This is a genomic window from Plantactinospora sp. B5E13 (assembly GCF_039871775.1).
Lineage (GTDB): Bacteria > Actinomycetota > Actinomycetes > Mycobacteriales > Micromonosporaceae > Plantactinospora.
Map to the genome: position 1 here is coordinate 20486 of NZ_JBDPLT010000075.1, position 7441 is coordinate 27926.

6 protein-coding genes are annotated in these 7441 nt (G+C 73.0%); 3 read left to right on the forward strand and 3 right to left on the reverse strand.

From position 1 onward, the window contains the following. Positions 1-50: 50 nt before the first annotated feature. Entirely contained in the window at positions 51-1781 is a 1731-nt protein-coding gene (locus ABGB05_RS35405) for a glycoside hydrolase family 3 protein (protein ID WP_347658358.1), read from the reverse strand. A gap of 218 nt (positions 1782-1999) precedes the next feature. Continuing rightward, on the reverse strand, positions 2000-2491 hold the full coding sequence (locus tag ABGB05_RS35410) for a DUF3145 domain-containing protein (RefSeq protein ID WP_347658359.1): 492 nt from the start codon (positions 2489-2491) through the stop codon (positions 2000-2002). A 348-nt stretch (positions 2492-2839) separates the two neighbouring features. On the opposite strand from ABGB05_RS35410, the gene ABGB05_RS35415 reads away from it, so the two are divergent. The 3 genes from ABGB05_RS35415 to ABGB05_RS35425 all read left to right on the forward strand — a co-directional run bounded on the left by ABGB05_RS35415 (position 2840) and on the right by ABGB05_RS35425 (position 6508). Then, positions 2840-3169, forward strand: a complete 330-nt coding sequence (locus tag ABGB05_RS35415) for a hypothetical protein (protein WP_347658360.1) — start codon at positions 2840-2842, stop codon at positions 3167-3169. A gap of 194 nt (positions 3170-3363) precedes the next feature. Further along, on the forward strand, positions 3364-4305 hold the full coding sequence (locus ABGB05_RS35420) for an alpha/beta hydrolase (protein WP_347658361.1): 942 nt from the start codon (positions 3364-3366) through the stop codon (positions 4303-4305). Positions 4306-4393: 88 nt separating this feature from the next. Beyond that, on the forward strand, positions 4394-6508 hold the full coding sequence (locus tag ABGB05_RS35425; protein WP_347658362.1) for an AAA family ATPase: 2115 nt from the start codon (positions 4394-4396) through the stop codon (positions 6506-6508). A gap of 171 nt (positions 6509-6679) precedes the next feature. On the opposite strand, the gene ABGB05_RS35430 is transcribed toward ABGB05_RS35425, so the two are convergent. Beyond that, on the reverse strand, positions 6680-7303 hold the full coding sequence (locus ABGB05_RS35430) for a hypothetical protein (protein ID WP_347658363.1): 624 nt from the start codon (positions 7301-7303) through the stop codon (positions 6680-6682). Positions 7304-7441: the final 138 nt, after the last annotated feature.

The following is a 7441-nucleotide window of genomic DNA, read 5'->3' on the forward strand; positions in this document are numbered from 1 at the left end:
GGAACGCTACCAGCAGCGTCGGTGACCGAGGTCACCAGCGGCGACACCGGTCAGGCCGCCGGGCAGGTGGACCGGGGCAGCCCGGACACCGGCACCGGTGAGCGTCCGGTCGGTTTCGCCTTTCCGGCGAGCACCTCCGCCAGCGCCGTCATCGACGCGGCCGTCGACGAGTACGTCGCCAGCAGCACCTTGGACCGGGCCTGCCCGAGCAGGTACGGGGTGTCCATCCCGACGGTAACCGCGGCGTCGCCGCGCAGGTCGCCGACGCCGTCGCCGTACCCGACCAGGTGCACCACCGCGCCGCCGGAGGAGACCACCTCGACCCCGGCCCGGGTCAGCGCCTCGGTCAGCAGGTTCCGGGTGCGCTCCCGCCCGCCGGAGGAGGTCACCGTCACCGGCCCGGTCACCGCTGCCGCCGTACAACTGCCGCGCAGCACGGTCACCGCGGCGGCCGCCACCTGACGGGCCGCCTCCTGGTGTTCCGGGCTGTTCAGCGTGCCCAGCTCCGGCGCGGTACGACCGGCGAGCCGGAACTTCAGGGTCAGCACCCGGGTCACCGCCTCCACCAGTCGCTCCCGGCGCAGCGAGCCGTCCCGCAGGGCGGCCAGCAGACCGTCGTACGCCTCGGTCACGCTCGACGGCATCAGCACGAGGTCGTTGCCGGCGTTGATCGCCCGGACCACCGCCTTGCCGGTCGGCTGGTCGGTGACGGCGGCCATGTTCATCGCGTCCGTGACCAGTACCCCGGTGAAGCCGAGCTCGCCCCGGAGCACGTCGGTGAGGAGTTTGCGGGAGAAGGTCGCCGGCACCCCCGGATCCATCGCCTGCACGTCGAGGTGGCCGCTCATCACCATCCAGGCCCCGGCGTCGATGCCGGCGGAGAACGGCGGCAGCGCGTTCGCCCGCAGTTTCTGCTCGTCCTGGCGGACCACCGGCAGTCCCTGGTGCGAGTCGGCCGCGGTCTGGCCGTGTCCGGGGAAGTGTTTGAGGGTCGCGGCGACCCCGGCCCCCTGCAGGCCCCGGACCGCCGCGCCGACCTGGGCCGCCGCCGCCTTCGGATCCGAGCCGTACGACCGCGAGCCGATCACGGTGCTCCGGCCGTCGGAGAGTACGTCGGCGCTCGGCGCGAAGTCGACGTTGACCCCGAGCGCGGCGAGTTCCCTGCCGGCGGCCCGCCAGGCCGTCTCGGTGAGCGGCGGCTCGCCGGCCGCGCCGAGCGCCATCGCGCTGGGCAGGTTGGTCACGCCGGCGGAGATCCGGGTCACCACACCGAACTCCTGGTCGATCCCGACCAGCATCGGCACGGCGCCGGCGGCGAGTTTGCCGGCCGCCTCCTGCAGCCCTCCGGTCAGCTTCCGTACCTGCTCGGGGCTGTCGACGTTGGTGGTCGGCTGGTTGCGGCCGGTCGGGTCGTCGGCGGAGAACCCGACCAGGATCAGCCCACCCAACCGGTACTTGGCGACCATCTCGGCGGGGGTGTCCACCTCGGCCAGCTTCTGGTTGCCGGCCGCCGACCCGGCGGAGACCCGGGTCGCCGAGTCGCCGTACGCGTAGGGCATCAGGACCTGGCCGACCAGGTCCTCGTCGCCGAGCCGGGCGACCAGTTCGGCGGCCCGGGCCGCCGGGTCGGCGGCCGGCGGCGTGCCCGGCGGCGCCGGGGTCGACGACGCGGAGGGGCCGGGCCCGGCGGTGCGGCCGGCCGGGCCGGCGCAGGCGGTGGAGACGAGCAGGGCGGTCACGGTGGCGAGTACGAGCGGAAGCTGTCGGAGGGGATTCGACACGTCGGCTATCCCATCAGGCCGCCATCGGGCGGGCAACTCGACCGCCGACCCGTTGCCGAGGGGGCGGGCCACCGGTCGGACCGTGGATCACCCGGCCGACGCTGGCGGGCACATCCGACACAGAAGAGACATACCGCCCAGAACCGGGCTGAATCGCGCCGGACCGGGACGCACCGACCGACCGCGGGCCGCCCCGGTCGCGGCCCGGGCGGCGGAGGTCAACCGACCCGGGTCAGCAGCGTCACCGGCGCGCCGTCCCCGGCGAAGCGGTAGGGCTCGAGTTCGGCGTCCCAGGCGGTGCCCATCGCCTTGTCGAGCGCGTGCGCCAGCGCCTCGGGGGCCCGCGCCGAGGCCATGATCGACCGAAGCCGGTCCTCGCCGATCTGGATGTCGCCGGCGGCCCCGGTGGTGGCCCGGAAAAGCCCTCGACCGGGCACGTACATGAACCGCTCGCCGTCGACCCCCGGACTCGGTTCCTCGGTGATCTCGAAGCGGATCATCGGCCACTGTCTCAGCGCAGCAGCCAGTTCGGCACCCGTCCCGGGCCGGCCGGACCACCCGCACTCCGCCCGACGCGCGCCGGGATCGACGGGCTGGGCTGTCCAGTGCAGGGTGACCGGCGCGGTCAGGACGCGCGCGATCGCCCACTCGACGTGCTGACACACGGCGAGTGGGGTCGAGTGGACGTATACGACGCCACGCGTTGGCACGGTGACCTCCCGGAGAGCGAGGTGCGTCTTCCCCTACGACCTCGGATCACCGACGCGGACCACCGCGCAATGCTGAGACACATGATGACGGTTGTGACGGATGGTACGCCAGGGATTCGGAAAACTGCCCCGGGGGAATAGCCGTACCGGCGTAGGTAGTTGGACCCCACGTCAGCGGCGGTAGCCGACCAGCCAACACCGCTGTCGTGTAAAATTTGCCGGGCGGCGTCCACTGATGGCGGAGCCGGCCAGCACGACATGAATCCGGCGGGTGGGCTCGCAGCCCGGTCCGCCAACTGTCCCCTCGGACTTTCCCGTCCTCCCGTACGTCATGCAAGGAGTACCTCCGTGGCGAGCAACACCTCCAAGACCGCGCGCGCATCCGTCCGGGCCGGGCAAGCAGGGCAAGGTGGCGCCCTGAGCGTGCTCGGCGAGTTCAAGTACCTGATCCCGCTGAACGGCGGCAAGCACGCCTACGTGCGGAACCTGCTCAACGGCAAGACCACGCACCTGCGCACCGACTCCGACGCCTTCGTGGAGGAGATCCGGGCGCTGGCCGGCGCCGGGCACGCCGTCAAGATCCGCGCCGAGCTGACCAACCTGGCCGCCGCGTACCCGAGCGACGGGTGGGACCGCTGCGAGAAGCGGCTCGTCGAGGCCGGCGTCTTCGAGGCCTGAGCACCCTTCCGGGCGCTCGTGGCCCGGACGCCCGCTCACCGCACGTACCTCCGGTAACGCCCCCGGCACGACTCCGTGCCGGGGGCGTTCGCCGTGCCCGTCGGGCGGCCCGCTCCGGGGCGGCGTGGTTCCGGGTTCAGCGCCCCGGCGGTACGGGTAATCCCCCGTGCACCCCGACCCGATGCGAGGTGACCATGCCCGGCCCCGTCGTGGTTTCCCTGCCGGACGGCGTACGACTGCACGCCGAGAGCTGCGGCCCCGAGGACGCGCCGCTCACCGTGCTGCTGCTGCACGGCTGGACCCTCGACCGGCGGATCTGGCACCGCCAGGTGACCGCGTTGCGGGACACCTTCGGCGACGCCGTCCGGGTGATCAGCTACGACGCCCGGGGCCACGGCCGGTCCGGTCCGACCACGCTGCGTACCGCGACCCTCGCCCAGCTCGGCGACGACCTCGCCGAGGTGGTGTCCCAGCTGGTCCCGCACGGCCGGGTGGTGCTGGTCGGCCACTCGATGGGCGGGATGACCGTGATGGAGTACGCCCACCGCCACCCCGACGACTTCGCCCGCCGGATCGCGGGGCTGGTCCTCGTCTCCACCACCGCCGAGGGACACACCCACACCGGCTACGGGGTGGCACCGCAACTCGCCCGGCTGATCCGGGTCGCGGAGACCGCCGGCGCCGGCCTGCTGGCCCGGTGCGGCGGCTGGCGTACCCCCCGCCCCCTGCTGGAACTGCTCCGCCCCACCCTGCGCTGGCTGCTCTTCGGCGACGTCTGCGACCCGGCCGACATCCGGCTCACCACCGCCGCGGTGGCCCGTGCCTCGCTCGTCTCGATCGGCGGGTTCCGCCCGTCCATCGGGGCACAGCGCCGGCTGGAGACCCTCGCGGCACTGACCGGGATGCCGGTCGCGGTCCTGGTCGGCGACCGGGACCGGCTCACCCCGCCACCGTGCGCACGCGCGATCGTCGAGGCGCTGCCGTCGACCGACCTGACCGTCTGCCCCGGTGCCGGTCACATGCTGATGCTGGAACGCGCCGAGGTCGTCGCCACCGCCCTGCTCGCGGTGGCCGAACAGGCCGGCGCCGCCGACGCGGTGGTCGGTGGGCGAGCGGGCGGGGCGTACCCTCGCTAGCTGGCACTCACGCCGGGCGAGGTGCCGGGTCCGGCCTGCCGGGACCGGACAACCCCGGCCGGACCTCGATCTCCCGGGAGCATGCGCGTTGACCGACCAGACCACCCTGCGGCAGGAGATCGAGGCCGAGCAGCGGCACCTCGACCGGGTGTACGCCCGGCTGGAGCAGCTGCGCCGCTCCGCCGCCCGGGCGGAACGGGAGGGCTACCAGATCGCCCGGGTCGGCAACTTCGGTGCGCTTGTCGAACGCGACGCGATGGTCTTCCACGCCGCCCGGCGGCGGCACACCCTCGACGCCGAACACGAGGGCCTGGTCTTCGGCCGGCTCGACCTGCGGACCGGCCAGGTGCTGCACGTCGGCCGGCTCGGCGTCCGAGGTGAGCGCTCCGAACCCCTGGTGATCGACTGGCGGGCCCCGGCCGCCGCCGCGTTCTACCAGGCCACCGCGGCGGATCCGCAGGGTGTCGTACGCCGTCGGATGATCTCGTCGAGCGGCGAGCGGGTGACCCGGATCGAGGACGACCTGCTCGACCCGGCGGCGGCCCCGCCCGGGATGCGGGTGGTCGGTGACGGCGCCCTGCTCGCCACGCTCTCCCGGACCACCGGACGCGGCATGCGGGACATCGTCGCGACCATCCAGCGGGAGCAGGACGAGGCGATCCGCTCCCCCGCCGGTGGGGTCACCATCGTCTCCGGCGGTCCGGGCACCGGCAAGACCGCCGTCGCCCTGCACCGGGCCGCCTACCTGCTCTACTCCGACCGCAACCGGTTCGCCGGCGGCGGTGTCCTGGTGGTCGGGCCGTCCGCCGTTTTTGTCGACTACATCGCCTCGGTACTCCCCTCCCTCGGCGAGAACGCCGCCACGCTGCACTCGCTCGGCTCCCTCGTCGACGGGGTGACGGCCACCCGTACCGATCCGGGCCCGGTCGCGGCCGTGAAGGGCTCGCTGCGGATGCGCAAGGTGCTGCAACGGGCGGTCCGCGACCAGGTACCGGACGCCCCCGACGAACTGCGGCTGCTCTACCGGGGCGAACTGCTCCGGCTCACCGGCACCGAACTGGAACGGATCCGGCAGCGGGCGCTGCCGCCGGGCGCCCGGCGCAACGAGGTACGCCGGGCCGGCTTCGACGGGATCTTCGACGCGCTCTGGGCCCAGGCCCGGGAACTGCGGGTCGGTCGGCTGCCGGAGCAGCGGGCCTTCGAGGACGAGATCGCCGAACGGCCCGAGTTCCGGGACTTCCTCCGCGCCTGGTGGCCCCGGCTGCACCCGACCCACGTGCTGGCCTGGCTGACCCGGCCGGACCGGCTCCGCCGGTACGCCGCCGGGATCCTCTCGAACGCCGAGATCCGGCTGCTGGCCGGGGCGCACCGGACGCTGCCGGTCGACGGGCCGAGCATCGCCGACGTGGCGCTCCTCGACGAACTCGACGAACTGCTCGGCCGACCGCCGCGGCCGGCCGCCAAGCGGCGTGACCCGTTCCACGTGGCCGGCGGGATCCGCGAGGTGACGACGTACGCCGACCGGCAGCGGGCCGCCCGGGCGAACCGGGACGCCGAACGGTCCGCCGACTACCGCGAGTACGCACACGTGGTGGTCGACGAGTCGCAGGACGTCTCGCCGATGCAGTGGCGGATGCTGGGCCGGCGGGGCCGGCTCGCCTCCTGGACGGTGGTCGGCGACCCGGCCCAGACCGCCTGGACGGGTGACCCGGCCGAACTGTCCCGGGCCCGGGACAAGGCGCTCGGCCGCCGCCCCCGGCACGAGTACACCCTGACCACCAACTACCGGAACTCGGCGGAGATCTTCGCGGTGGCCGCCTCGGTGATCCGGGAGATCTCCCCCGACCTGCCGCTGCCGGTCGCGGTGCGGCGGACCGGGGTGGAGCCGGTACGGCTCACCGTGCCCGCCGCCGACCTGCCGGACGCGGTCCGGGAGGCGACCGCCAAACTCCTCACCGAGGTCGAGGGCACGGTCGGGGTGATCACCCCCGTCCCGCGTCGCGACGAGGTGACCGGCTGGCTCGACGCCGACCCGCGTCTGCAGGTCGTCGACAGCCTCCAGGCCAAGGGCATGGAGTACGACGGCGTCCTGCTGGTCGGATCCGACGAGATCCGGGCCGACTCCCCGGCCGGGGTACGGACCCTCTACGTCGCGCTCTCCCGGGCCACCCAGCGCCTCGTCACCCTCGACCCGGCCGCCTGACGGGCGGTGTCCGCGCAACCGGCCGGCTTCGGAGGTGCGACGTGCGCCTCAACGACGAAACCACCATCAAGGTGACCGACGGTGACGGGGACGGGTCTCCGAGGCGCTGGCAGCTGTTCAGGTAGAGATGAGACCCGGCCGTCATCGGCCGGGCCTCGTCTCGTGGCCGTGCTATCCGTAGTTGTACATGCCGGCGAAGGGGTCGGGCTCGCCGGTCCACGGGTCCACCCCGGACCGCAACCGGCGCAGGTACTCCATCCGGGTCAGGAAGGTGGCGCCGCCGCGGCCGAAGAGTCCGACGTCACCCAGCGGACAGGTGGGGAACTCCCCTTCGAGGTGGCCGACGAGAAACTCGACCATGCCGCAGTCGTAGCGGCGCCAGATGCTCTCGCCGCGGTTGTAGAGCAGCACCGGCCATTGCTCGGGGTCCGGATCGGATGCGTCCCAGCACAGGTGGTCGCCGCTGCTGTCCACGCCCCACATGATCAGCCGTGGGGTCGTGCCCTCGAGGTCACGCTCCTTACGCGACTCCTGCCACAGGACCCGGGCGAACGCCGTACCGGCACGCATGTCGGCGTCATCCCCGTCGGGTGGTTCGACCCAGGGCTCCGGTGTGCCGATCACCAGGTAGTCCTCGATCATTCCCGCTCCGTAGACCGCCATGAAGCGCTGGTACGCGGCCGGAAAAGGTCTACCCCAGGAATCGGTGATCTCGTCCCAGTCGACCGCCGTGTCGCTCTCCGTCACGGGCGGCATGAGGCGCAACAGCGCCTCCAACTCCGCCGGTTCAGGCATCACGTCTCCTCAGCCTCGATCCACCGATGCGGTTCGTGTTGATCGCAGTTGAATAGATTTGATCCGATGTGGTTTCGGGGCAGGGTGGATTCGCCGATTACGTGGTCGGCTTGCTCGGGGCAGGGTTGTGCGGGGGTG

Bases quoted from the DNA above. Each gene is read 5' to 3' on its own strand.
- ABGB05_RS35420 (WP_347658361.1), top strand. From the start codon at position 3,364: ATGCCCGGCCCCGTCGTGGTTTCCCTGCCGGACGGCGTACGACTGCAC.
- ABGB05_RS35430 (WP_347658363.1), bottom strand. From the start codon at position 7,303: ATGCCTGAACCGGCGGAGTTGGAGGCGCTGTTGCGCCTCATGCCGCCC.